This window comes from Paenibacillus sp. FW101-FHT12H11 (assembly GCF_058790355.1).
The window spans coordinates 643,922-670,431 of the sequence record NZ_JBYTCO010000001.1; the positions used below are offsets into that span (position 1 = coordinate 643,922).

Below are 26,510 nucleotides of genomic sequence, written 5' to 3' on the forward strand. Positions count from 1 at the left end.
ACAAATGAAATATGATTGAGCAACGAGAGGATGGGATGAGAATGAGCCGAGTAGAGAACTTGATTATGGATGGTTGGGAATTTACATTGAAGGAACCTAAGGATGAGTATTTCGAGCCCGTACATCTTCCGCACGATTGGGCAATTACTGCTCCCATCAACCGAACAATGAAGCAAGGGGAAGCTCAAGGTTTTAGAGAGAGATGGGGGATTGGTTGGTATAGAAGAAATCTTGCCATCGCCGAGATTAAGGAAGATCACGTCTATCATTTGCAATTTGACGGTGTATACGAGAACAGCACGGTATGGGTGAACGGGAAAGAAGTGGGTGGACGAAAATACGGATATTCGAGATTTACGCTGGATATTACGGATAACATTCAAGAAGGAGACAATCTGATTCTGGTTAAAGTGGATAACACTTCTTTCCCGGCAGATAGATGGTACTCAGGGGCAGGCATCTACCGAAATGTTAAGCTGCTAGAATTGAATCAACATCATCTCAAGCCGGAAGAGATTCAAGTGAAATCCATCGTTAGGGGAGATAAAGGGATTGTGACCATCTTGACAGGTGTTTCCTCCTTAGTGAAAGCCTATATTTCTGATGGAACGACTTATTTTACTGGCGAATCGCAAGATGGAACAATCTCAGTTGAAATACCTCAAGTAAAGCTCTGGAGCCCGGATCAGCCGCATTTATATCATCTGGAATTATCTCTTTTTGAGGGGGATAGGCTTGTGGATGCCTACCGTCTACGGATCGGTGTCCGAGATATTCAAATGATTCCCGGTAAAGGCATGTCCGTCAATGGCAGCATGACTAAGATTAAAGGATTTTGTATTCATCAAGATGCGGGGTGTCTCGGAGTTGCCGTTCCAACAGAAATCTGGAAAGAAAGATTAATGAAATTCAAAGCCATGGGATGCAATGCCATTCGTCCGTCACACCACATGCCGGCATCAGAAATACTGGATATTTGTGATGAACTTGGTTTGCTCGTGTATGAAGAGCCATTCGATAAATGGACGGGGGGTTCATATAGAAGATATTTTGAGACGGAATGGCAATCGGACTTGGAATCTATGGTAAAAAGAGATCGTAATCATCCGTGCATCTTTATGTGGGGCGTAGGCAACGAAGTCGAAAATCAAGGGCAAGCGTCCATGCTCAAAATATTAAAAATGCTGAAGGATCACTTGCTCACCCTCGACGATACGAGACCGATTTCTTATGCGATGAACCCTCATTTTAAATATGAAAGCCATGTCGATTTATCTCAAGTGAAGGATATTCAGCAGTTTGTCGATGAGGTTAGTGATACAGAAATATATGATAAATATGAAAGAGTGGAACGGATCCGGAGAATTGCCGAGATTGTGGATGTCATCAGCTGTAACTATCAGGAGCAATGGTACCCGCTAATCCATGAGGCGATTCCCGATAAATTGATTCTGGGAACGGAGACTTACCAATTCTTTCGGGGACATCCCGATCAGATGCAGAATTTCAGCGATGAAGTGCCATGGATGGATGTGGAGAAACATGATTATGTTATAGGCGGCATGTTATGGACAGGCATTGATTATCTGGGCGAGTCCATGGGGTACCCCGCCAAAGGATGGGCGGGTTCGTTGTTCTCGACAAATAATGAGCGTAAGCCAATTTCGTATCTATATGAAAGCTATTGGTCAGAGAAACCGATGGTCTACTTGTCTGTCATGGACTACTCTCTGCAAGATGAAGGCGTGAAGGAGCATTGGGATGCTCCAAGATATGCGAGCCACTGGAGCTTTCCGCAGTTTAATAAAACGGTAATTCCTTATATGATCGCAACGAATTGTGAGGAAGTTACGATTGATTTGAATGGTAAACAGTTTCATGTAAAAAAGCCATCTGACTATCCAAACCGAATGATTACAGGTTATCTCCCCTACCTGCCGGGAACAATAACAGTCAAAGGTTATATTAGCGGTCAAGAGGTGAGCAGCTATAGTTTACAAACAGCCGGGCTTGCAGTGAGACTTGGATTTGATTCAGAAGTCATTACGCTGAAAGCCACGGAAGGATATCAGAAATTATTCACGGTGCGAGCTAAAGATTCGGATGGCACACATGTATTTCGCGAGAGTTCAAAGGTAAATTTCGCTGTGACCGGACCGGCGGAGATTATCGCAGTAGACAATGGAGATCTGTGTTCAAGCGAGCCTTACGATAGAAACTGGATGCACATGTACCGTGGATGTGTGAGTACGGTTATCCGATTAACGGGTGAAACAGGGCGCGTAGTGTTATCGGCATACTCAGAAGGTATGTATGCTGCTCAGTTGGTCGTTGAGGTTGTTTAAGGGCAGATGTCTTTGCAGAGCTGCGCTCTGCCGATTATGCGAACTATAGAACAAGACAGGAAGAGTATGCCTGACGGCAGCTCTTTTTTGTTTTGTCCAGTAGGTTAAAGTTCTGGAAGACGAAGCCGGTCTTCCGATTCATATCGGACGATTAGGAAGGAGAAAAAAGTAGAAAATTGAAGGAAAATATATCCATAAATAGGATTGACAAATATTCCCTCCAGTCTTAGAATTTGTATCAAGACACTTTGTTAGTCATCTTAACTATCAAAGGGGGTGAGAATGTGCTTGGACGCGGTCAAACTGGAAATACCAAGCTAGTTAAACAAATGAATCGACAATTGCTTATAAGTCGGCTCAGAGAATACAAGCGAGTTTCCCGGGCGGATTTGGCTAAACTTACTGAATTGAGTCGTCCGTGTGTTTCCTCTCTAGTAGATGAAATGATACGAGAAGGCCTCATCCATGAGGTCGGCATCGGTGAATCCAAAGGCGGAAGAAAGCCGATTTTACTGGAGTACAACTTTAAAGCTAAAGGTGTGATTGGCGCTGTGTTTGAGGGCAGCACCCTCCATATGTCCATAGCAGATCTTAGCGGTGAACTGCTCTTCAATTATGGGACGCGTTTATCTCAGCCGACCAACGGGGAGACGGCAATCCGTGCGCTGGAAGTGGGTGTGGATGCCCTTCTGAAGCAAAGTGGATTTGATAAAAACCATCTTCTGGGCATTGGGATCGGACTTCCGGGAATCACGCAGCGCACGGACGGAACGATTAGTTATGCGCCAAGCACAGGTTGGATGGGGCTGCCTGTTCAGCAAGAAATGGAAGAAAGATTAAGCATTCCGGTATTCATCGAAAATGATGTTAATTTAATGACGATTGGTGAGTTTCATCAGGGGATTGGCTTTGGTGTTCGTAATCAAGTTCATATGTATGTAGGTACAGGAATCGGTGCAGGAATTATTATTGACGGTCAATTTTATCGAGGCTTTCGTGAAGCTGCCGGCGAGATCGGCTATATGATCATCGGGCCTGTCGGACGAACTCGGCGTGGTGAATATGGCGTATTCGAAAGAAATTATTCAGTTTCTGGCATCATCGAAAAAGCAAGGCTGATTCTGACGGGCTGGAACGAAGATACGAGTGTCATCACCGAACTTATGAGGCAATCAGAGGACGGAAATCGAGCAGCGGAGCAGCTTTTGGAAGACATTTACGTTCACTGGGCACATGGCATGGTCAATATGATAAGTGTGTTGGATCCAGAGTTGTTAATCATTAATGGAGAAATGGTCAACATCGGCGAACAGGGGATAAAGAAGTTAAACGGGCTTCTATCGGAATGGGTTCCCTTTGTGCCGCCTGTCAAAGTTGCAGCCTTAGGTATTAAAGCAGGAATAATTGGAGCTATTCAAATTGTTTTGGAAGCCCTTTCATGAACGAGCATACATAAAGGATCACCAAAAAATAAATTACTGGAGGAATTTAAACAATGAGAATGCTAAAGGGGAACATTTCGAAATGGGTTACCGGCATGCTTCTTTGCACTGTTATGACAGCGGTTACAGCGTGTGGGAGCGCGACTCCTAGCGGTGGGCAAGCAACCAAGCAGCCGGATAAACCGGCGGAATCGGCTAAACCTGCCGAAACTCCAAAGGCCTCAGAGAAGCAAAAACTCGTCATTTACACAGCTAGAGATAAAAACGTTGTGGATGAGATTATTCCAAAGTTTAAAGAGAAAAATCCAAATGTTGATGTTGAAGTGCTGACCATGGGCGCTCAGCAAATCATGGAACGTGTCCGTGGAGAGAAAGCTAACCCGCAAGCAGACTTCTGGTGGGGTGGAACCCAATCCTCGCTTATGACAGCGGCAGACGAAGGACTCCTTGAAAGCTTCAAACCTAGCTTCGGCGACAGCATACCGGCGCTCTATAAGGATGCAAAGGACCGTTGGTACGGCGAAATGCTGCTTCCTGAGGTTATTATGTACAACTCTAAAGCGCTAAAAAAGGAAGATGCCCCTCAGGATTGGGATGACCTGCTTGATGCTAAATACAAGGGGAAAATCATCATTCGCGGTGTTCTCGCTTCGGGTACGATGAGAACCATTTACTCTGCGATGGTGTTTAAAGAAGGTGGAGCTACAGATCCGAAAAAAGGCTACGACTGGCTGAAAAAACTGGATGCGAATACGAAAGAATATGCGCAGGATCCTACAAACTTATATTTGAAGCTGGCGCGTGAAGAAGGAACGCTGTCTCTTTGGAACATGCAGGATATCATGATTCAGAAAGAATTGCAGAAGCAGCCATTTGATTTTATTTATCCGAAGAGCGGTGCGCCGATTCTGGTAGATGGTGTAGGTATTGTTAAAGGTGCAAAAAACATGGACGCAGCCAAGAAGTTTTATGAATTCCTATTTGATTCCAAGTTGCGAGTGGAATTAGCAGAGAAACTATTCCAAATCCCTACCAGAACGGATATTAGCAAAGACACGCTTCCTGCTTGGTTAAAGGGCGTTGAATTAAAGCCTATGCAGTTGGATTGGACAGTTATGGCTAGCAAGGAAAAAGATTGGATGCAGTACTGGGACGAAAACATCAGAGGTAAGGGCGGCAAATAAATCAGTTTGGATGGCGGAGGGTCCCCCTCCGCCACAATGACAACAAGGGAGGTAGCCCGCTTGATTGATGTAGCTTTGGAACATGTAAGCAAAGAGTTCGGTAAAGTGAAAGGTGTCCAAAACGTAGATATCAGAATTAAACCAGGAGAATTTTTCACTTTTCTTGGTCCGAGCGGATGCGGGAAAACAACGACGCTTCGGATGATCGCCGGATTCTATTATCCGAGCGCAGGACGCATTGTCTTCGGGCATGAAGATGTTACAATCCTGCCTCCGAATAAACGGAATACAGGCATGGTATTTCAGAACTATGCGCTTTTTCCGCATTTAACCGTATTTGAAAATGTAGCGTTCGGCCTGGAGGTTAGAAAAAAGTCTAAAGCGGAAATCACCGAGAAGGTAGAGCGAGCCTTAAGACAGGTGCACCTGGGTAATTTTGGACACAGACGAATTGACCAATTGTCAGGCGGACAGCAGCAGCGTGTTGCTTTAGCAAGAGCCCTAGTGATTGAACCCAAGATATTACTTTTGGATGAACCCCTGTCCAACTTGGACGCTAAGCTTAGGGAAGAAACACGTTTAGAGATCAAGCGTCTGCAGATGGAACTTGGAATAACTACGATCTACGTTACTCATGATCAAGCGGAAGCGATGTCGATGTCAGACCGCATTATGGTCATGCACGGCGGTATCGTCCAGCAAATCGGGACGCCCGAGGAAATATATCACCACCCGGTTAATCGGTTCGTAGCTTCATTCATCGGTGAGTCGAACTTGTGGGAAGGCGTAATTGAAGAGATCCGTGGGGAAGAAGTCGCAATCCGAGTGGCCCCTAGCCTCGTGTTAACGGCTTTAGCCCGTAATTGTTCACCGAACACAACATTGGCAGTTGGGACCAAAATGACTGTATCCATACGTCCTGAGTCCGTTCGTGAAGCGCTGCCGGAGGAGCAGCTTCGACCGAATACCGTGATCGGTAAGGTAATCATTTCAGAATTTACGGGCATCAGCGTTAATTATTTGCTTCAGGTGCACGAGCTTTCGTTGAAAGCCATGTTTGTGAACCACAAAACACAGGTCCAGCAGCGGGGGGACGAAATATCTATCTATATTCCCAAAGAAAGCGTATACCTGTTAGGGTAAACGAGGGATCCGATGATGAAAACTGACATACAATCCTATACGCAGCCTGTCACTCGTAAACGTTCAATTATTCATTCACCTAATTTCGTTTATGTGCTAGTAGCACCGCTTTTTCTTGTATTACTGGCTTACGTGCTATTTCCCTTATGCCAGACCTTTCTACAAAGTGCCTTCGTGGATGGGCAGTTTTCGATGAAAAGTTACGCCAAGTTCTTTAGTTTGGAGCATACTGCAAACCTGGAAGCCCTATGGACGAGTATTTATTTATCGGTTCTTAGTGTGATTACGTGCGCACTCGTCGGTATTGCCATGGCTTTCTTGCTTGAGCGTTATGAATTCCCGGGACGGAAAATATTAGCCGTGCTCGTTATGGTTCCGATGGCTTTACCCCCGTTAATTGGCGTGTTGTCCTTTACGTTTTTATATAGTGAGAGCGGGATCATTCCCCGCGTCCTGAAACTTCTGCTTCATCTGGATCACGTCCCTTTTTCGCTTAAAGGCGTGTGGGGTGTGCTCGTAGTCCATACGTTTACAATGTATACGTATTTCTACATGACAGCTTCGTCCGCTATCAGAGGTTTGGATCCATCGCTGGAGGAAGCGGCGTCCAGTCTTGGAGCCGGAAGATTATATATTTGGCGGCGAGTTATTATTCCGATGCTGACACCGGCCATTATCGCTTCATCTCTATTGGTTTTTATGGTTTCTATGGCTTCTTATACGGCACCTCTCATCTTTGGAATAGAGCGGACGATGACGATGCAGATTTACTTGTCGCGTACAAATGGCAATCTGGATATGGCTGCGACGCAGTCGACGATTTTATCGTTCGTCTCCATTCTGTTTTTGATTCTAATGCGCTGGTATCAGAGTCTTCGTAATTATCAAAATATGAGTAAAGGCGTCTCTGTGCACAGAACGGAAGTAAAAACGATGTGGGGCCGATATTTGGCGATGCTGTTTTCCTTCCTCGGCGTCATTGTCCTGCTTCTGCCGATATTCGTAATTATTCTTATCTCTTTTTCCGCAGATGGCAAATGGACTACGCAAATTTTACCGCCAGAGTACACCTTTAAGCACTATGTGGAGCTTTTTACGAATAGCAAAACGTGGCGCCCGGTAGTGAACAGTTTCAAAATGAGCTCCATTGCCACATTAGGCAATCTCCTATTTGGCGTAGCGGCTGCTTACGCGATGGTTCGTATGAAATTCAAAGGAAAGTCGCTAATGGACATTTTTATCATGCTTCCATGGGCGCTGCCAGGTACAGTTGTAGGTATTAATCTGATAGCGGCATTCAGTACGCCGTCCATATTCAGCTTTAACCAAGTATTGGTAGGAACCTTCTGGATTTTGCCTATCGCCTATTTTGTCCGTCATTTACCTCTGGTTTTCCGCTCGACGTCCGCTACTTTGATACAAATGGACGTCTCCACGGAAGAGGCTGCACGCAATTTGGGTGCTACCTGGTGGTACAGCTTCCGGCGCGTCGTTTTCCCCATGGCGCTTAGCGGCATTCTGGCTGGGACACTGCTTGCGTTCGTGGACGGTATTGGCGAATTCGTAGCCTCCATTTTGCTTTTTAAAACAAGTACCGTTCCCATCTCGGTAGAAATATTTCAGAGAATGTACGCTTTCGAATTCGGCACAGCTTGCGCATATGGCGTTTTGCAGATCGTCCTGATTATCATTGTTCTTTTTATTTCGCGCAAGATGACAGGGGATAAAGCGGGCAGCGCATTCTGACGATCCGTGATGATCTTCAAGCAGGTTCGGTCATATCGTGGGAACACCTAGGAGTTCATAACCACGTCATGATATACAGCGGGAAATTGGCCATTTCTTGCCGTGTTAGTTAGGAATGATCAAAGGAGGAGTTCAATTGAGTGGTAAGTCGAAATCAAGCCCCAAATTAGTATCCATGATGACGAGCGTTGCGATCGCAGGAAGTATGCTTTTGCCTGCAATGGCAAGTCCTGCTTATGCAGAACGAGGCGTAGTAGATCTCTGGAAATCGATTAAGCCGTTAACGACCATTGCAAGTGCCATGAATACCGGTGCCCATCCAGATGACGAGCATAGTGCTGTGCTTGCTTATCTTTCTCTTGGCAAAGGTGTCAATACGTTCAGCGTTATTGCAAACCGTGGCGAGGGCGGGCAAAATGAAATCGGCAGCGAGCTGGGTAATCCCCTGGGAATTATCAGAACGCGCGAACTGCAGGAAGCCTCAAAAATTACTAACGTAACACTAGGCATGCTTAGTGAAGAAATCAATGATCCGATTTTTGACTTCGGATTTTCTAAAAGTGTAGAAGAAACGCTTCAACATTGGGGGGAGTCCGTTGCGTACGAACGGTTGATACGTAAGATCCGTGAGGATCGTCCGGATGTCATCATTCCATCCTTCCTTAATGAAGATTCGACGCATGGCCATCATAGAACGATTAACGTTCTGACTGTTCGGGCATTCAAGGATGCTGCCGACCCGAATGTATTCCCTGAGCAGCTAAAAAAAGGTCTGCAGCCTTGGCAGGTTAAGAAGTTATATTTGCCGGCGGACGCCAAGAAATATAACGTCATGGTTCCAGTAGGCGATTACGATAACATCTACGGCGCTTCTTATGTGCAGCTGGGTGAGGAATCGCGATTTATGCATAAGAGTCAAGGTATGGGCAGAGTCGTAGATGAAGGTCCATCCGGTAATTATTATACGCTTGAATCAAGTACAGTAAAAACGAATGATAAGGAAACAAGTTTCTTTGATGGCATTGCCTTTTCTTTTGCCGACCTCGCGAAAGAAGTTGAAACCAAAGGCAAAGATAATAAAGTAACGAAGGACTTACAGCAGCTGCAAAAAGACAGTGAAGAGGTTATTCAGGCGTATCCAAACTTCACAGAAGTGGCTAGAGAAGTTCACGAAATGAAAAAGGATGTCCAAAACGCCTTGGCAGACGTGAAGGCATCCAGTCTTGATCAAGCCGTGAAGGATGATTTGTCCTATCGTTTGAATGTGAAAGACGCGCAATTGAACAAAGCTAGTATGGAAGCCACTTCACTGGTTGTTAAAGTAAAACCGGATACAGGTGAGCTAGTTGCCGGTCAAACGACCAAGGTCGTGGTCTCTGCCTTCAACGGTGGCCATGTAGACCTGAAAAACATTCAGCTAAACTTGAATGTTCCGCAAGGATGGGAAACCAAGGCTGCAGGGCCGGTTGCCTTCGATTCGATTGGCAATAATCAAACGGTTTCCGTTACGTACAATGTGACCGTACCTAAGGACGCTGCTGAGTTTAAGCCTTATGCGGCACCGAGTCTAACGGCTGATGTTACATACAAGGCGTTTGATACGTCCAGTACGGTTAGAGCAGTTCCGCAAAATGCGGTTGCCGTTCTTCCAGCCTATGCGATGTCTCTTAGTCCAAATGCAACTGTATTTAATACATTGAAATCGGATGAAGCGATTCCGGTTAAGGTTACAGTACGTAACTATACGCCAGGCGCTTCCAAGGCATCAATTTCCTTGAATTTGCCGGAGGGATGGACGGCTGAGCCGTCTGTAGAAGAGCTAAGTTTCGCTTCTAAAGGCGAAACCAAATCTGTTTCCTTCACGGTCAAAGGTTCCACCAAGGTGGCCACTGGCAAGTATTCGATTACAGCTGTAGCTAAGAATGAAGATGTTCAAAGCAATGAAGGCGTTCAAGTGATTTCATATCCGCATATCGGTACAACGTATTTGGTTCAGCCTGCTGAACTGAAAGTTCAAGCGTTCGATCTGGCTGTTCCGCAAAACCTAAAAGTTGGATACGTATCAAGCGGTTTTGACAACATCGATGAATATTTGCGTCAAGTAGGCGTTAATGTTGTGAAATTGGATGACAAGGCAATTCAATTCGGCGATCTCTCTCAATATGACACGATTGTTCTTGGCATTCGCGCCTATGCTTTCCGTCCGGAGCTGATTCCAAGTAATCAACGTCTGTTGGATTATGTGAAGAACGGCGGAAACCTAGTGGTTCAATATCATAAGCCGGAAGATAAATGGAAGCCTGAGCTTGCGCCTTATCCGATTAAGATTGGTGAACCGTTAATTAAATGGCGTGTAACCGATGAGAATTCCAAGGTTACGATGCTGGCTCCGGATCATCCGATTTTCAATTACCCAAATAAGATTACAAATGCGGATTGGGATTCGTGGATTCAGGACCGTTCTGCTTATAATCCTGCACAATGGGGCGATGAGTACACGGAGCTGATTTCTAACGGCGATCCGGGCGAACAAGAATTCACAGGTACTTTCTTGTCGGCTCCTTACGGAAAAGGCGTTTACACGTACAGCTCGATTGTTTGGTATCGTGAAATCCCAAATCTAGTTCCTGGATCCATTCGTATGTTCGTTAATATGATTAGCCAAAAACAGTCAGAGAGCAATTAGCTAACCTATTACATCTGGAGGTCTCGTTCAGCGCCTCCAGATGTATCATGAATTTGGAGGTTGTTCAGGGGATATGAATGTAATGAATGTTCATGGGCGAGAGGTAGATGAAGTTAGGCGTACAGTGCAATTTGCTGTGGTTCCACTGGGTTCTTTAGAATATCATGGTCCGCATTCACCGTTGGGTACGGATATTATTTTGGCTGAGGGTTTTGCACAAAAGGTAGATCTTGCTCTTAAGCCCTTAATCTATCCTGTAATACCGTATACGCCTTGTCCAGGCAAAACCCAAGATTATTCTGGTACGGTTACGGTCCGCCCATCTGTCTTTATTGATTACTTATCAGACATCGTAGACGGAATTTGTCAGTTGGGTATTCGCAATATTGTCCTACTCAATGCTCACGATGGCAATATGGGGCCTTCCCGGACCGTAGCCGAATCCATCACCGGTGCATATAAAGACGCGAGCATCCTGTTAATCAACTGGTGGCAAATGGTTGCGACAGAATATGCTGAGCAAAGGGGACTTTTTCAAGGGACTGCGGGCAGAGGCCATGGGGGGCCATATGAAATGTCGGCCGTTAAGGCTTTTCGACCGGACTTGGTATCCGTACAGGATGCAGACTTGGAATTAGATTCATGTCCGCCTTTAACTTCAATGCCCTATGTTTTAGTGGAAAGTACGCCCCAAGGATGGGATGGATACACGGGCAAAATTAGGCAAACTTCGCATGAAGCCGGGGAGTCGATTGTGGAAGAAGCTGTCCGGAATATGAATCAACTAATCGCGAATTGGCTTGAGATGAGAGCAAAAAGGGATAGGAAAGGATGAACCGCAAAATGGGATATCGCGAACAACTGCTGCAATCTGAAGGATCTTCTTTTCCGGGGAAAACGTATACGGAGGTAGTTTTGGAGCCAGCCTATAATGAAGCAAAAGAAAATCTGCTAGGCCCGATGATGGCAATCAACAAAGCACATTTGATCATGCTGCATGAGCAAGAACTAGTCACAGAAGAAGAATCCAAACAAATAGCTAAAGCCGTTCAGAGCCTTGACTTGGAGGCTCTTCGCCATAGCACTTATACCGGAGAGTTCGAGGATTTATTCTTCCAGGTCGAGCATCAGTTACTGGCGCATGCCGGGGATATCGCTGGCAATTTACATCTTGCGAGAAGCCGCAATGATATGGGCATTGCGATTTATCGAATGGTGCTCAGAGAGAAATTAGCGGTGACACTGTCTTCTGCCCTTCTCTTGAAGGACCATTTGCTGGACTTTGCAGAGGAACATTTGGACACGGTGATGATTGGCTATACCCATACGCAGCAGGCTCAGCCAACGACTCTCGCTCACTACATGACGGCTGTAATCGATTCCTTAAATCGTGATATCCGACGCATGAAAGCGGCTTATGCCAACTGTAACCGAAGCAGTATGGGAGCGGCGGCATTGACGACCTCAGGATTTGCTATCAGCCGGGAGCGTATGATGAACCTGCTTGCTTTTGACGAACTTATCGAAAATTCATATGATGCGATAGGCGGCGCTGATTACATCGGAGAAATCGCGACAGCCATTCAGCTGGCGGCCATAAATTTAGGGCGAGTCGTACAGGATCTTCTTTTGTGGTGTACGCAAGAGTTTGCGGTGCTTAAGGTAGGAGCTCCTTACGTACAGATCAGTTCCATCATGCCACAGAAACGAAACCCCGTCTCACTCGAGCATATGCGGGCGTTATTGTCGAGCTGTGTCGGCAATACGAATACGATTCTTTCCATGATACATAACACGCCTTTCGGAGATATTGTAGATACCGAGGATGATATGCAGCCGTATGCTTGGAAAAGTTTAGAAATCATGGATAAGTTATATAGATTATTAGCTGCCGTCATGGGCACGATGGAGGTTAACAAGGAAGTGCTTCGCCAGAGGACGGAAGGAAGCTTCGCGACAGTCACTGAGCTGGCGGATACGTTAGTGAGATCGGACGCGCTGTCCTTCAGGAAAGCCCATCATATTGTCAGCGATGTAGTAAACAAAGCGCTTGCTAATGGTCTGAGCGCGAATCAAATCACACTCCAATTGGTGAATGACGCTGCCAGAGGAGTTATTGGCCGGGATGTTTCCCTGAATGAGGAAGACTTGGGCAGGGCATTGGATCCCGTTCATTTTGTGGACATCCGTATGCTGCCGGGGGGCCCAAATCCTAAAGAAATGAAAAGAATTATCGATGACCGCAGGCTCCAGTACTCATCACATTTACAATGGCTGCAAGAGGCACGAGAGAAGAACCGATGTGCCATTCAACGTCTGGATGAAGTCATTCTTCGATGGAGTGAAGCCTGATGAAGAACATAAGAATCCCCTTACTTGCTTTTGATGGAGGAGGTACCAAAAGCCTTGTCGTACTAACGGATAGGGAAGGAAACGTATTAGGACAAGGAAAAGCAGGGCCATGTAATTATCAAGGGGTTGGCAAGAAAAGGGCGATGCGGGAAATCGCACATGGTATTCGCGAGGCGATACTGGACCTAGGTATCACCAATAATTTGGGAGATTTTCCCGAAATTGAGATCGACTGCGCTGTTTTTGGAATCGCCGGCCTGGATACGGAACTTGACAGGGAAGTGATTACGGAAATGGTGAAGGATACCCTCTGTCTCCTGACTCTCCAAGTAGGGCACTTAGTGGTTCATAATGATGGATTAGCCGCGTTATTAGGTGCAACCGAAGGCGAGCCCGGTGTGCTTGTCATTGCAGGAACAGGGTCGATTGTGTTTGGCATCAACGAATTCGGTCAAACGGGTAGGACTGGTGGATGGGGGCATCGGGTAGGGGACGAAGGAAGCGGCTATTGGATCGGTAAGCAGGCTGTGACAGCCATTCTTCGGACGAATGATGGTCGGGGTGATGCAACCAGACTCCATGAATGGGTGCTGCCACATATGGGCTTTAGCCATGTGGAAGAGCTGTTCAACTGGGTCTATAGTTCGGACTACTCCGTGGATAAATTAGGGGAATTATCCCAGTTGGTTAATTTAGCGGCGATAGCCGGTGATCATGAGGCTAAACGTATTTTATCCGCGGCCAGTGAGGAATTATTTGTGAGTGTACGGGCTATCATTCGGCAATTAATGCTAACGGATAAACCGTTTAAGCTGATTCTGCAGGGGGGCGTGCTGCAAAATATTAGCCTCGTTCGAGAACAGCTGATTTTGCAAATTGAGGCATATGCTCCCCAAGCTCAAATCATGGACATGCAGGGAGAACCGATAAACAGCGTTACTTCGATGGGTCTAATTTACTTAAAAACTTCGATCAGTGAATTGAATTGAAGGAAGGGGTTGAATGATATGAGTAAGAAATTATTATTCGTGTTTGCTCATCCTGATGACGAATCCTTTGCAGCCGGAGGGACCATGGCTAAAGCCCATAAACAGGGGCACGAGGTGTTTTTAATATGCGTCACTTCGGGCTGTAGAGGGAAGTCCGGTGAATTTCAATTTAGCTCACGAGAACAGTTAGCATTGCACCGCGAGGAAGAATTACGGAAGGCTTGCTCGATACTTGGCGTTACCGATTTAATTTTATATAGATATCCAGACGGGACCCTTAAGGATCAAGATGCGGATATACTGGCCGATCGCATTAGTCAAACGATTATTGCTTTAAAGCCAGATGTCATCCTATCTTTTCCGCTAGATGGGGTTACCGGCCATCCGGATCATATCGCGGTTTCCCATGCTGCTGAAAAGGCTGTAATCCTATCGGAGGCATATTATTCGCCAACTCAATTGCCTAAATTTTATTATATTTCCGTTCCTTACTATTATGCTCATTGTCAGGACGCTGGACCCGAGGATACATGCATCATTACAGGAAAAGTGGATATCAGTGAATTTAGATTATTGAAGGGACAGGCACTACAATCCTATAAGAGCCAAGTCTACTCCGTAAACCGGGCCTACCCGGGTGTGATGCAGAACGATTTTTCAGTCATAGGGTCTTATGAATACTACACTTTAATTCGTGATAACGGTAAACATGTCGATATGGTGGCAGAAAAGTTCTCCAACGAACTGCCACTCATCGACTTAGTTGATAAATAGTCCGGGTAGCGAGAATAATTCGGGCTTTACCATCGTACCAATAGGGAAAGGTTAGCATTGGAAGAAGGAGATTGCCAATGAGAGACAATACTGCCGTTCGATCGTTTCGACCCGGAGTCGTTCCAGAGTCAGCGCTTATGGATCTGCGCCGGCGAGTTGCCGCGACGAGATGGCCCGACAAGGAAAGCGCCCCGGGTCAGTCGCAAGGCGTGCCACTTGAGACGATTCAAACCATCGCGCGCTATTGGGCAACCGAATACGATTGGCGCAAATTCGAAGGATGGCTGAACGCCATCCCGCAATTCGTGACGGAAATCGATGGCTTGGACATTCAATTCATTCACGTTCGGTCGAGTCACGAGGGAGCGATTCCGATGATTCTGACGCACGGATGGTCGGGTTCGATCGTAGAGCTTCTGAAAGTCATAGATCCACTGACCTGTCCCACAAAGTACGGAGCGTCTGCCTCGGACGCGTTCCACGTGGTAATTCCTTCGCTGCCGGGTTACGGATTCTCCGGTAAGCCGACCAAGCCTGGTTGGGATGTTCCTCGAATCGCCAGGGCCTGGGCGGTGCTTATGAACCGGTTAGGCTATGAGAAATACGCTGCCCAAGGGGGCGATTGGGGCGCGCTCGTCGCGGATATGATGGGGGTGCAACAGGTACCGGGGTTGTTCGCCATTCACAGCAACATGCCCGGTACGGTGCCTCCAATCTATGAAGCGGCGATCATTAATGGAGACCCGATGCCTCATGATTTAACGCAAGAACAGAAAATTGCCTGGATGCAAATGGAATTCTTCTATCAGCATGTCGGTTACTCTGCGATCATGGGGAGGCGTCCCCAAACGCTGACCGGGCTGGCGGATTCGCCGGTGGGTCTCGCAGCATTCAATCTCGACCATGACGCGAAAAGCCTGAATCTCATTTCGGGAGCTTTCTTCGGTCACCCCGGGGGCATTTCGCGAGACGATTTCCTCGATAACATCACGCTCTACTGGCTGACGAACACGCCTGTCTCTGCGGCACGCCTCTATTGGGAAAACAAGCTTCCTTTCTTCTCGGTCAAAGGCGTCAATCATATCCCGGTTGCCATCAGCGTCTTTCCCGATGAACTCTATCAGGCTCCTCTTAGTTGGGCGAAGGAAGCGTATCCGAAGCTGTTCTATTACAACCGGGTTGACAGGGGAGGACATTTCGCCGCATGGCAGGAGCCGATGCTGTTCTCCGAGGAACTCCGCATGGCGTTCCGATCATTTCGTTAAAGAAGATTTCGAAGAGGCCCGAACCGGTTCGGGCTTTTTGCTTTTCATAATGGCATATTTTCATTATTGAAAATGGCTTTGTAAGCTAATTTCATTCATTACTTTTCTTCGATATACGCCTGGGGTAACGCCGGTAAACTTCTTAAATAACTTATGAAAATAAGGCAAGCTCTCATAACCGCAATTGTTGGCGATCGTATCGATACCTAAGTCGGTAGTTAAAAGCAGCTCCTTTGCAGTTGAAATTCGCTTGGCATTCACATAGTCGGTGATGTTCATCCCGGTTAGTTGTTTAAACACCCTGGATAAATGGGCGGTTGAGATGGAAGCGTGCTTAGCCAAATACGAAAGTCCAGCGATCGGTTCCGTGTGAAACTGATCTAAGTGTTGAAGGATGTTCAGTAACCAGGGGGGGCCGATATCGGACGAGACCAGTTGATGGTGGGATTCTTTTAATATCAAACGATTAATGCTGATGAGAAGGCTATTTAAATGTAGTTGCACTGCATATCTAAAACCGGCTTCGTGCCGTTCCAATTCTTCATGAATGTGTTCGAGTTTTTCTTCGAGCTGCGGGCGCATGGCTGCTGGGACAACAAGCTTATAGCTTGTATATTTCCGGGCTCGCTCAAAAACTTGCCTATTCGTAAACGAATCGCCTGCTGAAAAATGTCCGATCAATTGCGAATCAAAGTAGACGGCAGTGGCGGTAATTGGAAACTCGGAATCTGGCAATGCTTGATGAACGGTATTTCCAGGAATGATGAAGAGGTCTCCTTCATTCATCTCATAGAGCATTTGGTTTAAGAAAAACGTACCTTTTCCACTATAAATATAAACCAATTCAAAGCGATCATGGAGATGTTCTGGCAGTTCACGATTTGGTGTCTTTATGTCCTTAAAGACAATGTTGAGTGGTAAGAGGTGGTCGTTAATAAAGTTCTTTATAATTGGTTTTTGCATGTTCCGGCCCTCCCCAGATCATCTCACTGCGTGATTTTCTTGTTTATAGAATATCAAAATAGAGTATGTTTTTGCAAAGGTAAAGAATTAACAAAAAGCATATTCTTGATACAATAATAGTGAGCAGCACTAACTTTGAAGAAACTCAAATTATTCGATAAGTTCGGAAAATCTCAATAAAAGGAGCCAGTCATCGATGGACGTCGTTTACCAATTTGAAGAAGTAGCGAGACTTCCCTTGCCCGGGGATAACTGCGCCGTTGCGATTCAACAATTGAACTCCGGTACTGTCATTCAGTATGAAGGCCAATTCCTCGTCTTGGATTACACGGTGATGGAAGGCCATCGATTCGCGGTGAAAGCGGTTGCTCCTGGCGAAGATCTGCTTTCGTGGCATTTGCCTTTCGGCAAGGCGATTCAACCGATTCAGCCCGGCAACTATGTGATCAACAAAACAGTACGGGAAGCGCTCAGTGTGCGCCAGTTGACATTCGCGGTGCCGGCAGAGCCCAATTTTGCTGATCAAGTTTCTCCCTATATCCTTGACGAGGAGAACTTCCAGCCGGCTCAAGCTTCGCCAGTTTATGAGGATACGCGTACGTTCATGGGATATCGCCGCCATGCAGATCGCGGAGTTGGCACCAGGAACTACGTCGTACTACTCGGTACCACCTCGCACACGGGAAGCTACGTAACAGAGCTTGCTGCTCGTCTGCAAGGCGAGTGGAACAAGGATTCGAATATAGACGGGATCGTTCCTGTCGCTCACACAGAGGGCGGGACAGAGAAACCGAATAATGTGGATTTGCTGCTGCGGACGCTCGCAGGTTTCATGGTCAACCCGAACGTCGGAGCGGTACTAGTTGTCGATTATGGCAATGAATCGGTCACGAACAAGATGGTGGAAGCTTATGCACGTGAGCATAGCTATCCGATCAATGAAGTGCTGCATAAGTTCGTGTCGCTCACTGGCAGCTTCGATGAGGAGCTGGTTAAAGGGGAAGCGATCGTACGGAATTGGCTGGGGGCGGTTAGCTCGATGCAGCGGACGCCTGAATCCATCAGCCACTTGCGAATCGGCTTGCAGTGCGGCGGTTCGGACGCATTTTCCGGAGTATCCGCGAATCCGCTGCTTGGCTGGGTTTCGGAACAATTGGTGCGCTACGGCGGTGCGGCTAGTCTAGCCGAAACGGATGAGTTGATTGGGGCGGAGCCTTATGTCCTGTCAAAAGTACGCAACGTGGAAACCGCTCGCAAATTTCTGGAGCTTGTGAACCGATTTAAGGAGCGTACGTCCTGGCATGGCACTAGTGCGGAAGGTAACCCGTCAGGCGGCAACATGTATCGCGGCTTGTATAATATTTATCTTAAGTCTATAGGCGCTGCCATGAAGAAAGACCCGACAACACGGATCGACTATGCAACGGAGTACGGGGAGCTCATGAAGGATGGCGGCTACTATTTCATGGATAGCCCTGGCAATGACCTGGAGAGCATCGCCGGACAAATAGCCGCAGGCTGTAACATGATCTTTTTTACAACAGGAAATGGTTCAATTACTAACTTTCCGTATGTACCTACGGTCAAGGTGGTCACGACAACTCGCCGGTTCCAATTGCTGTCGAACGATATGGATGTGAACGCGGGGCAGTATCTGGAAGGTAAATCGATGGATGAGCTGGGCCTAGAGGTATTCGAGCTGGCGATTCAAATTGCCTCCGGTCAGCGAAGCGTCGGCGAGAAGGCGGGCCATGCCCAAGTACAAATTTGGCGCAACTGGCAGCAGAACGATGCGAGTCAGCTGGAGACCCTGCTTCACACTCCTGTACCGACAGGAGCTCCGATCGCCATTGAAGATGATGCTGTACCGACGGCTAATTCAATCCAATTCTCCTTTACTCGGCAACGCAATCGGCAGTCCAGTGATCATATCGGCTTGATCGTGCCGACCAGTCTTTGTGCCGGACAGGTAGCGGGTATGATCACACGGCGCTTGAACGAGCAAGGAGCAGGGAAGCCCGAGCTCTCGCGCTTTGTCACCTTGGCGCACACGGAAGGCTGCGGTACCTCGGGGGGGCCGGCTGAATCCCTGTTTTCCCGCACGATGATCGGTTATATTACGCATCCGATGGTGGAACATTGTTTGCTGCTGGAGCATGGCTGCGAGAAAACGCATAACGACTACATGCGCCATCAGATGGACGTAATGGGTGTCGATGCGAGCCGCCTTGGTTATGCCAGTATCCAGCTCGACGGGGGAATTGCCAAGGTGAGCGAAAAGGTCGAGTCCTGGTTCGCCGATCAATTGGCGGCCGCCGAACCTGCGGAGAAGGTGACGGTCGGTCTGGAAGGGCTGCGCATCGGGATTGTAAGCACTGGTGCCATTCACAAAGAGGCCGGCGAACAGCTGGGGCTGCTAACCAAGATGATCGTTGGCGCCGGAGGCTTGGTCGTCGTTCCCGAGAACAGCGGATTGCTTACCGAGGACGGGTTTAGTCAGCTTTTATTTGGTTCGTCTCCAGTTCGGCCGTCCATTGCCTATGGGGAACACGTCCGCCAAAACGGCTTCCACGTGATGGAAACGCCAACAACGCATGGCGTGGAGACGATCACAGGACTCGCCGCCACAGGTGTGGAGTTAATCATCGCGCTGATCGGCGATCGTCCGATGCAGGCGCATCCTTTCGTCCCCATGCTGCAAGTGACGTCGGAACAGGCTGATCTGCCTAACCATAAGCAAGATGTCGATTTGGTACTCGGGGGTAACCCGAGCTTCTGGGTGAATCAAATTCTCGAGCGCAGCAAAGAAATTCTGGAGCATACTTATGTACCGCGTCTCTATCAGCAGGGTAATATCGATTTCCAAATGACACGAGGCTTTTTGGGTGTGTCGTTATAATACAGACAATATCAGAAAGCGAGGAACACGCCATGACGAACGCATTATTATCCAAAAGACCGCTTGGCAGTACGGGCCTACTCATATCACCGCTATGTTTTGGAGCGGCTCCGCTGGGGGATATGCCGGAAACCTTTCAATACAGCACGTCGGAGGAACAAGCATTAATGACGTTGCGCACCGCCTTCGATAGCCCAATCAACTTTCTGGATACAGCTGCGGCTTACGGCGAAGGCGAGAGCGAACGGCGAATCGGTAAGGCCATTCATGCGAATGGTGGTCTTCCAGCAGGGTATGTGTTGGCCACCAAAGCCGACCGCGACCTAAAGACCGGCGACTTTAGCGGCGAACAAATGAAACGTTCCATCGAAGGAAGTCTCGAACGATTAGGACTTGATCGTCTGCAATATGTTTACATCCACGATCCTGAACATACCACCTTTGAAAATGTGATGGGATCCGGCGGACCGCTAGAAGTACTGCAAAAGTTTCAAGAGCAGGGGGTCATCGATCACATCGGCATATCCGGCGGACCGATCGATATGCTCATTCGTTATGTCGAAACGGGAGCGTTCAGTAGCGTTGAAACCCACAATCGATATACGCTGCTCAATCGGGCTGCCGAGCCGTTGCTTGATGTCGCGAGCCGTATGGGCGTTGCGGTTATTAACGCTGCTCCTTATGGCAGCGGCATACTCGCGAAAGGTCCGGAAGCATACGCACGTTATGCCTATAGCGAAGCTCCGCCAGTCTTATTGGAGAGAGCGCGTAATTTCGCCAAGGTTTGCTTGGAATACGATGTTCCGCTTGCCGCCGCCGCACTTCAATTTTCGCTTCGCGACCCGCGAATCGCGAGTACGGTCGTCGGCATGAGTAAACCGGAACGGATCGCTCAAACGCTGGAACTCGCGAATTACCCGATTGCCCCTGAGCTATGGCCGGCGCTTGATGCCTTTGGCTATGATATGGAAGATCCTGAAGAAAATCGTTTCGCTTAGAGTACCGAGTGAGATAAGTTCAAGCAAAGGAGCTTTCGTTCATGATCATAGACGCCCATCAGCATTTCTGGAATTTGGAAAAGGTGGCTTACCCTTGGCTCGATCCGTCTTACGGATCGATATGCCGCAACTTTGAGGCGGATGAATTGGAACCATTGATTCGCAAGGCTGGCATTAACAAAACGGTCATCGTACAAGCTATGAATTCCTATGAGGATACCGATTATATGTTAAAGGTAGCCGCCGAAAGAGAATGGGTAGGCGCGGTTGTTGGGTGGGTGCCCTTGAACATTCCGGGAGTGGCGGATAAAAAGCTGCAGGCATACGCCGCGAATCCTTCCTTCAAAGGGGTTCGTCATCTGATTCACGAAGAGAAGGATCCAGATTGGGTCATCCGTGATTCGGTGATAGAGGGACTCAAGATTCTCTCTTCCTTCGGCTTGACCTTCGATATCGTGGGCGAGTTCCCGAATCATTTGAAACATATCCCTTATTTGGCTGAGCAAATACCGGATCTTAGAATGGTCATAGACCACTTCGCCAAACCACCGATCAAGGAAAAGCAAATGGGAGCATGGGCGGAACAATTTGCTGCTGCGGCTCAGTACCCGAACGTGTACGCCAAGGTATCCGGATTGAATACGGCAGCGGATTGGCATACTTGGAGCTCAGAGGATTTGACCCCCTATATCGACTATGCGTTAAAGCATTTTGGGGCGGATCGACTCATGTTTGGAAGCGATTGGCCTGTAGCCAACTTGGCGGGGGACTTTGAGAAAGTCTGGGAGCAAACCAATCAGGCAATTTCGGATTATTCGGAACATGAAAGAGCTGCCATATTAGGCGGAACAGCGGCAAAATTTTATGGCATTCAAGCTGAATCATAGAGGAGTGGAAGTATGCGATTACAAGATAAGATAGTTTTGATCACCGGAGCTGGATCAGGTATCGGGAAAAGCACGGCATTGCTTTTTGCACAAGAAGGCGCGACAGTTATCGTGAACGACTTGGATGAAATCAAAGGCAGAGAAACCGTGAGCGAAATTAAGGACAAGGGTGGCGAAGGGCTATTTCTCCACGCGGATGTAACAAATGCTGAGCAAGTCAAGACGATGGTGGAAGCGGCTATTGCTGAATTTGGCCGCATCGACGTTCTGTTTAACAATGCGGGAATCAGCGGCGTCGGAGCCGTGCATGAAATTGAGCCGGAAGCTTGGGACCGGATTATGAACATTAACGTAAAAGGCGTATTCCTGCCTTCAAAATATGTATTGCCCTACATGATGGAACGTAAAACAGGTTCAATTATCAACATGTCGTCGTGCGTAGCGGAAATTGGACTCGCGCGCAGGGTTTCTTATGCTGCAACGAAAGGAGCCGTACTCGCCTTAACCAAATCGATGCAGGTTGATTATGCAGCCTACAACATCCGGGTGAATGCCCTTCTGCCGGGTACGATTTTTACACCGTTCGTAGAGAACTATTTGAAGACTTCCTATGACGATCCTACAGCTGCCATCGAATCCTTAAAACAGCGCCAGCTCAGCGGTGAACTGGGCAAGTCAGAGGATGTTGCTAAAGCGGCATTGTTCTTGGCATCGGATGATTCCAAGTTTATGATGGGTTCTCCGCTTTACATTGACGGTGGTGTTGTTTTCGGCAAGAACGCGTAACATTAGCTAGCTGGAGGAGTATATTTACCAATGAAACTACTGACATTTAACGACAACGGCCAATTAAAGCTTGGTATTAAAACGGGTAAAGGCATTTTGGATGTCGCCGCAGCAATTGAAGGAATGACTTTGAACCAAACGATTAGCTTGCCAACGACGCTGCATGCTGTCATAGAAGGCGGAACAGCGGCGGTTGCGCAGCTGCAGCGTTTTGTGAACATCGTGCTTGAAGCAGGCTCAGAGGGAGAAGTCTATTTGCTGGATGAGACTCATATCCAATATGGACCCTCTGTGACGAACCCTAGCAAAATCATTTGTGTAGGGCTTAACTATCGCAAGCATGCTGAAGAAACCAATGCGCCAATTCCGGAGTATCCGATTCTTTTTAATAAATTTTCGAACACGCTAACTGGACATGGCGCTGAAGTTCCACTGCCGGAGAAAGTTTCATCGCAGGTTGATTACGAAGCGGAGCTTGTGATTGTGATCGGTAAAAAAGCGAAATATGTGGAGAAGGAACAAGCGTTAGATCACGTATTCGGCTATAGCAATGTGAACGACTTGTCCGCGCGAGATTTGCAAATGAGAACGCATCAATGGTTGCTTGGCAAATCATGCGATGGCTTCAGCCCGTTAGGACCCTTCCTTGTTACCGCAGATGAAGTAGGGGATCCGAACAATCTGGATATTCGCTGTATCGTCAACGGCGAGGTTAGACAGCATTCCCATACATCCGATATGATTTTTCATTGCGACGAGATTGTCAGCTACATCTCGCAACACATGACCTTGCTTCCAGGTGATATTATCCTAACTGGAACGCCTGCCGGCGTTGTGCTAGGGTATCCGAAGGAAAAGCAGATCTATTTAAAACCGGGAGATGTTGTAACCATTGAGATTGAGAAATTGGGTTCGTTAACAAATACGATGGTTGCTGAGAAATAGCAGAATAAATAGTAAGAACCTCGATCGTTGAGGTTCTTTTACTTTACATATCCGACAATCTGATAAAGATATAGGTCATAAAGATGAGAGGTGCACCATGAAAGTATCATTATTTATTACTTGTCTTAGCGATGCGATTTATCCCCGAGTAGGAGAAGCGATGGTGCGGCTTTTAGCCAAATATGGGGTTCAGTTGGAGTTTCCACACGTTCAAACTTGCTGCGGTCAACCCGCTTATAACAGCGGATATTGGGATGAAGCACGGACCACGGCCAAAACAATTCTCAAAGCGTTTGAAGATAGCGATTTTGTTATCTCTCCTTCGGGTTCATGCACCTACATGATTCATCACTATGCGAATCTCTTTCAAGATGATCCTGTTCTCTTGGAGAAAGCGATAGAGCTTCAGAGAAAAACTTACGAGTTTACTCAATTCCTTGTGCAGGTGTTGGGGGTTACGAATCTGGGGGCCGTGTTCCCTCATAAAGTCACTTATCATCCATCCTGCCACGGAAGCAGACTCCTTGGTGTCAAAGACGAGCCGTTGGAATTATTGAAAAATGTCCAAGGTTTACAATTTGTTCCGCTTCCTTTTGCTGAAGATTGCTGCGGGTTCGGCGGGACATTTGCTGTCAAGATGGCAGACATTTCAGGAGCTATGGTCTCAGAGAAAGTGAATCATGTGAAAGAAACGGAAGCGGAAGTTCTCGTCGGTCTCGACATGGCCTGCTTAATGAATATCGCCGGCAACCTGCGCTATCGAAACGAACCTGTCAAGGTGATGCACTTGGCAGAGCTGCTGCATGAAGGAGTGAATCGAACTTGAGTACGACGAATTCTGCTGCTTCAAGCGTGAAAGAACGTGCGGATCTGGCGCTTAACGATGAGTTTTTGCGCAATGCTGTGCGCTTCACAACAGAGCGGCTGCGTGGAGGTAAGAAGAAAGCTGCGGAAGAACACGGCAATTGGGATATGTGGAGAGAGAGAGGTCGACAAATCCGGCTCCATACGATTGCTCATCTGGATTATTATTTGAATTTGTTTGCGGATAACGCTCGCGCCAATGGTGTTCATGTCCATTTCGCTGATACATCGGCTGATGCGGTGAAAATTGCTCTGGCGATTGCGGAACGTAAATCTGCAAAGTCGGTTGTAAAATCAAAGTCCATGGTAACCGAAGAGCTTCATCTAAATCAAGCGCTTGAATCTATCGGAATAGAAGCTATTGAATCGGATCTAGGTGAGTATATCATTCAACTCGCGGGAGAAACGCCTTCCCACATTATCATTCCGGCTATTCATAAGAACAGATATCAAATTGCGGAGTTACTCTCCAAAGAAGCTGGGGAAACGCTGCCACCGGATACTACAATCCTAGCAGGTTTTGTTCGTAAGAAGCTGAGGGAAAAGTTCCTTGAAACCGACATCGGGATGACAGGCTGCAACTTCGCGATTGCCGAGACCGGATCCATGGTGTTGTTCGAGAATGAAGGCAACGCCCGGATGGTAACGACAGTTCCTAAGACGCAAATTACGCTAATGGGTATGGAGCGTATTATTCCTTCCTGGACCGATTTGGAAGTCATGGCAACGCTTTTGCCGCGTTCGGCGACAGGTCAGAAGCTGACGGTGTACATGTCAGGGATTACAGGTCCGCGAAGAGAACAGGATGCCGATGGTCCTGAGGAAATGCATATTATTATTGTCGACAATGGACGTTCTTTGCAGCTGGGAGATCCCGAATTTCAAGAATTGCTGAATTGTATCCGCTGCGGAGCTTGCTTGAACGCTTGCCCGGTGTACCGGCATATCGGGGGACATGCATACGGGGGCACGTACAGCGGCCCGATCGGTGCCGTATTGACTCCTGCATTGAAGAAAAACGTGGCCGAGTGGGACGATATTGCGAATGCCTCCAGCTTATGCGGGGCTTGCTACGAAGCATGCCCCGTCAAAATTCCTCTGCACGATATGCTTGTTTCCTTACGGCGCCGCAAGGTGGAGAGTGGCCATGGCAACAAGCTTGAAGCGGTTGGCATGAAAGGCTTCTCGGCGGTTATGAGCAACTCGGGCCGTTTCAAAGGTGTGCTGAAGCTCGGCAAGATCGGTCAAAAACTTGTCGTCCGTAATGGAGAGATCCGTACAAAGCTGGGTCCGCTCAAAGGCTGGAATTCGTATCGGGTAACGCCTAGTCTGCCTGGAAAATCGTTCCGAGAAGGGTGGGGGACATTGGAGGCGGAACTGCGCCAAGGGCTGAAGGAGCTGGATCCGGAAGTACGCCAACGAATGGAAACCATTGTCAAGGAAAGAAAAGCCGGAGGAGGGCATGAACATGGCTGATGCGCATCAGGAATGGTTAGTTCAGCTTGAAGCGGAGTCACGTGCGAAACAGAAATCATTTATAAATGGCATCGCTAGCAAGCTTGGTAGAGCACGGGTGACTGAGAAACCTGCTCAGCCTTACCGAGGGGCGCCTGATTTCTGGCAAGCATTCGAGTGGCCTCTTGAAGAGAGAATTGAGAGATTTACGGAAAATTTCCAAGCTGCTGGCGGATATGTCGCTCGTTTATCTTCCATGGAAGATGCTAAACAATTCATAGTGAATAAAGCACAGGAAATGAGCGCTACATATATCATCCGGCAAAACCAATCGGAGCTTGATGCTCTCGATTTGGAAGGCGCGCTAAAAGATACTAGCGTATCGGTTTGGAACCGTGAACCGGAGAATCACTGGAAAGCCCGCGCCGCTGAAGCGGATTTTGGAATTGTGATGGCGGACTACGCTACTGCGCATACAGGCTCCATAACAGTCCTGTCATCACCGGACAAAGGAAGATCGGTTAGTTTGCTCCCGACTGTATTGATGGCTATTATTCCAGTAGAAAGACTGAAAACGCGTTTAGGCGAAACATTGGTTCATTTCGATCGTGCGGGAAGTGGGAACCTGCCTGCGGGTATTCATTTCATTTCTGGACCAAGCCGTTCGGCTGATATCGAGAATGATTTGACCATTGGGGTTCACGGACCGGGTATTGTGTATGCTTTGATTGTGGGGTAGATAGGGCCGGGACTCCGTTGGGGTTCCGGTTTTTGATTTTTTATTATA

Annotated in this window: 20 protein-coding genes; 19 read left to right on the forward strand and 1 reads right to left on the reverse strand. The window is 47.6% G+C overall.

All coding sequences use genetic code 11. The features are described from left to right. The first annotated feature begins 41 nt into the window (after nt 1–41). The 11 genes from AC3WTJ_RS02770 to AC3WTJ_RS02820 all read left to right on the forward strand — a co-directional run bounded on the left by AC3WTJ_RS02770 (nt 42) and on the right by AC3WTJ_RS02820 (nt 15,926). Nucleotides 42–2,345, forward strand: coding sequence for a glycoside hydrolase family 2 TIM barrel-domain containing protein (locus AC3WTJ_RS02770; protein WP_492520462.1), 2,304 nt, complete (start codon nt 42–44; stop codon nt 2,343–2,345). Nucleotides 2,346–2,629: 284 nt separating this feature from the next. Beyond that, nucleotides 2,630–3,787, forward strand: coding sequence for an ROK family protein (locus tag AC3WTJ_RS02775; RefSeq protein WP_492520463.1), 1,158 nt, complete (start codon nt 2,630–2,632; stop codon nt 3,785–3,787). 53 nt (nt 3,788–3,840) lie between these two features. Beyond that, entirely contained in the window at nt 3,841–4,971 is a 1,131-nt protein-coding gene (locus tag AC3WTJ_RS02780; RefSeq protein ID WP_492520464.1) for an extracellular solute-binding protein, read from the forward strand. Nucleotides 4,972–5,031: 60 nt separating this feature from the next. Then, nucleotides 5,032–6,114: an ABC transporter ATP-binding protein gene (locus AC3WTJ_RS02785; RefSeq protein WP_492520465.1), complete on the forward strand. Its 1,083-nt coding sequence runs from the start codon at nt 5,032–5,034 to the stop codon at nt 6,112–6,114. Nucleotides 6,115–6,129: 15 nt separating this feature from the next. Continuing rightward, the gene (locus tag AC3WTJ_RS02790) at nt 6,130–7,860 is read left to right on the forward strand and encodes an ABC transporter permease (RefSeq protein ID WP_492520960.1); all 1,731 of its coding nucleotides are present in this window, start codon (nt 6,130–6,132) and stop codon (nt 7,858–7,860) included. Nucleotides 7,861–8,035: 175 nt separating this feature from the next. Next, nucleotides 8,036–10,546: an NEW3 domain-containing protein gene (locus AC3WTJ_RS02795; RefSeq protein WP_492520961.1), complete on the forward strand. Its 2,511-nt coding sequence runs from the start codon at nt 8,036–8,038 to the stop codon at nt 10,544–10,546. 73 nt (nt 10,547–10,619) lie between these two features. Further along, the gene (locus AC3WTJ_RS02800; RefSeq protein WP_492520466.1) at nt 10,620–11,381 is read left to right on the forward strand and encodes a creatininase family protein; all 762 of its coding nucleotides are present in this window, start codon (nt 10,620–10,622) and stop codon (nt 11,379–11,381) included. Between the two features lie 8 nt (nt 11,382–11,389). Continuing rightward, complete coding sequence (argH, locus tag AC3WTJ_RS02805) at nt 11,390–12,898, forward strand: argininosuccinate lyase (protein WP_492520962.1); 1,509 nt, start codon at nt 11,390–11,392, stop codon at nt 12,896–12,898. Then, a complete protein-coding gene (locus AC3WTJ_RS02810; protein WP_492520467.1) occupies nt 12,898–13,887 on the forward strand; it encodes an N-acetylglucosamine kinase in 990 nt (329 codons plus the stop codon). The genes argH and AC3WTJ_RS02810 overlap by 1 nt, the downstream gene beginning before the upstream one ends. Nucleotides 13,888–13,905: 18 nt before the next feature. Then, nucleotides 13,906–14,661, forward strand: coding sequence for a PIG-L deacetylase family protein (locus tag AC3WTJ_RS02815; RefSeq protein ID WP_492520468.1), 756 nt, complete (start codon nt 13,906–13,908; stop codon nt 14,659–14,661). Between the two features lie 77 nt (nt 14,662–14,738). After that, entirely contained in the window at nt 14,739–15,926 is a 1,188-nt protein-coding gene (locus AC3WTJ_RS02820; protein ID WP_492520469.1) for an epoxide hydrolase family protein, read from the forward strand. Between the two features lie 63 nt (nt 15,927–15,989). Here AC3WTJ_RS02820 and AC3WTJ_RS02825 read toward each other — a convergent pair whose 3' ends face one another. Continuing rightward, nucleotides 15,990–16,889 carry an AraC family transcriptional regulator gene (locus AC3WTJ_RS02825; protein ID WP_492520470.1) on the reverse strand — a complete coding sequence of 300 codons (900 nt, stop codon included), beginning with the start codon at nt 16,887–16,889 and terminating at the stop codon, nt 15,990–15,992. A gap of 196 nt (nt 16,890–17,085) precedes the next feature. Between AC3WTJ_RS02825 and AC3WTJ_RS02830 the strand changes: the two genes are divergently transcribed. The 8 genes from AC3WTJ_RS02830 (at nt 17,086) to AC3WTJ_RS02865 (ending at nt 26,462) form a co-directional block, all read left to right on the forward strand. Continuing rightward, nucleotides 17,086–19,788: a UxaA family hydrolase gene (locus AC3WTJ_RS02830; protein ID WP_492520471.1), complete on the forward strand. Its 2,703-nt coding sequence runs from the start codon at nt 17,086–17,088 to the stop codon at nt 19,786–19,788. Between the two features lie 32 nt (nt 19,789–19,820). Continuing rightward, nucleotides 19,821–20,786, forward strand: coding sequence for an aldo/keto reductase (locus AC3WTJ_RS02835; protein WP_492520472.1), 966 nt, complete (start codon nt 19,821–19,823; stop codon nt 20,784–20,786). Between the two features lie 41 nt (nt 20,787–20,827). Next, a complete protein-coding gene (locus tag AC3WTJ_RS02840) occupies nt 20,828–21,673 on the forward strand; it encodes an amidohydrolase family protein (RefSeq protein WP_492520473.1) in 846 nt (281 codons plus the stop codon). A gap of 12 nt (nt 21,674–21,685) precedes the next feature. Continuing rightward, on the forward strand, nt 21,686–22,459 hold the full coding sequence (locus AC3WTJ_RS02845; RefSeq protein WP_492520474.1) for an SDR family NAD(P)-dependent oxidoreductase: 774 nt from the start codon (nt 21,686–21,688) through the stop codon (nt 22,457–22,459). Nucleotides 22,460–22,489: 30 nt separating this feature from the next. Next, nucleotides 22,490–23,404, forward strand: coding sequence for a fumarylacetoacetate hydrolase family protein (locus AC3WTJ_RS02850; RefSeq protein ID WP_492520475.1), 915 nt, complete (start codon nt 22,490–22,492; stop codon nt 23,402–23,404). 97 nt (nt 23,405–23,501) lie between these two features. Next, a complete protein-coding gene (locus AC3WTJ_RS02855; protein WP_492520476.1) occupies nt 23,502–24,230 on the forward strand; it encodes a (Fe-S)-binding protein in 729 nt (242 codons plus the stop codon). Beyond that, entirely contained in the window at nt 24,227–25,744 is a 1,518-nt protein-coding gene (locus tag AC3WTJ_RS02860; protein ID WP_492520477.1) for a LutB/LldF family L-lactate oxidation iron-sulfur protein, read from the forward strand. Before AC3WTJ_RS02855 ends, AC3WTJ_RS02860 begins: the two co-directional genes overlap by 4 nt. Further along, nucleotides 25,737–26,462: a LutC/YkgG family protein gene (locus AC3WTJ_RS02865; protein ID WP_492520478.1), complete on the forward strand. Its 726-nt coding sequence runs from the start codon at nt 25,737–25,739 to the stop codon at nt 26,460–26,462. The genes AC3WTJ_RS02860 and AC3WTJ_RS02865 overlap by 8 nt, the downstream gene beginning before the upstream one ends. The last annotated feature ends 48 nt before the right edge of the window (nt 26,463–26,510 follow it).

Coding starts and splice junctions, on each gene's coding strand:
- AC3WTJ_RS02770 (WP_492520462.1), top strand. CDS start 42: ATGAGCCGAGTAGAGAACTTGATTATGGATGGTTGGGAATTTACATTG.
- AC3WTJ_RS02780 (WP_492520464.1), top strand. CDS start 3,841: ATGAGAATGCTAAAGGGGAACATTTCGAAATGGGTTACCGGCATGCTT.
- AC3WTJ_RS02790 (WP_492520960.1), top strand. CDS start 6,130: ATGAAAACTGACATACAATCCTATACGCAGCCTGTCACTCGTAAACGT.
- AC3WTJ_RS02795 (WP_492520961.1), top strand. CDS start 8,036: ATGATGACGAGCGTTGCGATCGCAGGAAGTATGCTTTTGCCTGCAATG.
- AC3WTJ_RS02800 (WP_492520466.1), top strand. CDS start 10,620: ATGAATGTAATGAATGTTCATGGGCGAGAGGTAGATGAAGTTAGGCGT.
- argH (WP_492520962.1), top strand. CDS start 11,390: ATGGGATATCGCGAACAACTGCTGCAATCTGAAGGATCTTCTTTTCCG.
- AC3WTJ_RS02810 (WP_492520467.1), top strand. CDS start 12,898: ATGAAGAACATAAGAATCCCCTTACTTGCTTTTGATGGAGGAGGTACC.
- AC3WTJ_RS02815 (WP_492520468.1), top strand. CDS start 13,906: ATGAGTAAGAAATTATTATTCGTGTTTGCTCATCCTGATGACGAATCC.
- AC3WTJ_RS02820 (WP_492520469.1), top strand. CDS start 14,739: ATGAGAGACAATACTGCCGTTCGATCGTTTCGACCCGGAGTCGTTCCA.
- AC3WTJ_RS02825 (WP_492520470.1), bottom strand. CDS start 16,889: ATGCAAAAACCAATTATAAAGAACTTTATTAACGACCACCTCTTACCA.
- AC3WTJ_RS02830 (WP_492520471.1), top strand. CDS start 17,086: ATGGACGTCGTTTACCAATTTGAAGAAGTAGCGAGACTTCCCTTGCCC.
- AC3WTJ_RS02835 (WP_492520472.1), top strand. CDS start 19,821: ATGACGAACGCATTATTATCCAAAAGACCGCTTGGCAGTACGGGCCTA.
- AC3WTJ_RS02840 (WP_492520473.1), top strand. CDS start 20,828: ATGATCATAGACGCCCATCAGCATTTCTGGAATTTGGAAAAGGTGGCT.
- AC3WTJ_RS02845 (WP_492520474.1), top strand. CDS start 21,686: ATGCGATTACAAGATAAGATAGTTTTGATCACCGGAGCTGGATCAGGT.
- AC3WTJ_RS02850 (WP_492520475.1), top strand. CDS start 22,490: ATGAAACTACTGACATTTAACGACAACGGCCAATTAAAGCTTGGTATT.
- AC3WTJ_RS02855 (WP_492520476.1), top strand. CDS start 23,502: ATGAAAGTATCATTATTTATTACTTGTCTTAGCGATGCGATTTATCCC.
- AC3WTJ_RS02865 (WP_492520478.1), top strand. CDS start 25,737: ATGGCTGATGCGCATCAGGAATGGTTAGTTCAGCTTGAAGCGGAGTCA.